The sequence below is a fragment of the Nonomuraea zeae genome (genome assembly GCF_005889725.1).
GTDB lineage: Bacteria > Actinomycetota > Actinomycetes > Streptosporangiales > Streptosporangiaceae > Nonomuraea > Nonomuraea zeae.
Window position 1 is genome coordinate 1 of record NZ_VCKX01000625.1, and the last position, 2,101, is coordinate 2,101.

The window sequence follows — 2,101 nt, forward strand, 5'->3', positions numbered from 1 at the left end:
AACTCACAGCCGACAACCCCACCGAACTCGCCGACCACCTCACCCTCGTCTTCGAAGGCCTGCACGCCTCAGGCCAATCCCTCGGCCCCCAAGGCCCCGCCAAACACGCACGCACCCTCGTCGAGAAGCTCCTCACCACCACCACACCCCAACCCAACACTTCGCGAAACGCCGGGCAGGCAGGAGAGGCGAGTTGACGCGTGGCGGTGGGTTCGACGCTTGTATCTGCAGGTTGTGCTGGCAAGGAACCAGGCACAGCCCTTCAGCTCACCACCACTTTGCCGCCTTCGGTTATCTGGCTGAAGGCCCGAACCCCGGCGCCAAAGTCCCGCGCACCAACATCAGCATGAGGTTCTCCTCGATCGGACGGTCACGCAGACTTCTGCAGACGCCGACGGCAACTACACCGTTGCGCTCGCACCCGCCACCTACGAAGTCCGGCCAGTGACCTCGAGCTGCCGGGTCTTGCGGCAGCCTTGTTCCCAGCGTTGGCCGTGGAGTCACAGGTTCGTCCAGAGGACGTCCCCGGCGCGGATCGCGTCGCCGCCTTACTCGAACTGGTTGAGCCGCCCGTCCGCACCGTACTCGTACATCATGCGCTGCCAGCGGATGCCGTCGTCGGTGTTGAGGTACTCGATCTGCGTGAACGGCGTCCCGAACCGGGTCGGCGCCAGGTTGGAGAAGATCTTCCCGTCGCTCGGCCAGGCCCGGCTCCCCGCGTTGACTCCGCATCCGGCAGGTGGCGCGCATGGTCGGTGCGCACGGCCACCAGGTCCTTCTGCGCCACCTGTCGCTGGAACCCGGTCAGCGCGCCTTTCAGCGCGCCTGCCTTCCAGCCGGGCCGCGCGCCCGCCAGCAGCGTCGCGACGTGCGGCGTGGCCATCGAGGTGCCGGAGTTGGCCACATACGGCACCTCCCCGGGCTGTCTTTGCTTCGGGCGGCAGTGATGTCCACACCGGGGCGGTGATGTCCGGCTTCAGCCCGCTGTCGCCTACGCGCGGCCCAGGTCGTCCTGCGGCGTGTCGGGACCGCCGAGGCTCATGTTCACCACGCGGGCGCCCTGCTCGGCTGGGCTGGGTGGGCAGGATGCGGCGTCTCTACCTCTTGGGCTGTGGAAGGGGGCATCGCAGCCGCCGGTTGGGCGGCGAGCACGGTGGCGGCCAGCAGTAAGACCGCGGCTGCTCGTGTTTTCTTTTGCACTGAAGCTGCTCCAGATCAGCGGTAGTGGATCACTATGTCTCCGCCGATGACCCCGATCCGCTTCGCAGTGTTACTCTGGCGGCCTTGTCAACTAGGAATCTATTGGACAGACATCCACGTCCGTCGACCCCCGATCGAACCAGACGACTTCGCCAAGCGTGCTCGACCAGGCGGTTCATCGTCGGAGACACCGCACGGCTTGACCGGGCGTGGGCTGGCGCTCGCTCGCGGAGTGTCGGTGGTGCTGACATATGGCGGCACCTGCGAGTTCTCCCCCACCCTCGGCGGATCGCAAGCCATAGTTGAGGGGCTCTGGGTGACATCCGGCCTCGCCGCGACACCTGCGGAGTAGGCAGTGCGCCTCGTACCGCCTACTCCGCAGGAGGCGGAGTTTGAGCGACCAGACCGGCTTTACTGACCTGTTCGAGGAGTGTGACGAGGGGGTGCTGCGATATGCATGGCGGCGGGTCGGTGCGGCGGACGCACCGGAGGTTGCCGCGCCAGCGGCGCATCGAAGCCTTCGCCGAGGGCTGGGGCGGTCGCTACCTGGCGGCCGTCACATGCCTGCTGACCGACCGCCAGAGCGGATCCTGGCGAGCACGAGGACGACCACCGCCCGGATGCGGTTCCCGAATCCCCTTTCAACAACGGCTCCAGCATTGCCCACCGCGCGGCGGTCAAACCTCCCTGGCCTGCTCAAAGAGCATCCCGAAAGTGGACCACCCGGGTGATCCACTTCTGAGACAGGCCGAGGTGACTAAGAGCTGTTTCTTTGATCTGCTGACTAATCGTGGTGATGTTGTCACGATCAGTTCATGGGACGTGGTGACTTAACGAACGCTGAGTGGGAGCGGCTCCGGCCACTGCTGCCCGAGGGCGGCCGGCGGGGCGGGCGATGGAA

Annotated in this window: 1 protein-coding gene; it reads left to right on the forward strand. The window is 66.3% G+C overall.

The window, feature by feature from the left end; translation table 11 throughout:
* Positions 1-197, forward strand: a 197-nt coding sequence (locus ETD85_RS65350) for a hypothetical protein (RefSeq protein WP_206059648.1), incomplete at its 5' end; no start/stop codon positions are given.
* Between the last annotated feature and the right edge of the window lie 1,904 nt (positions 198-2,101).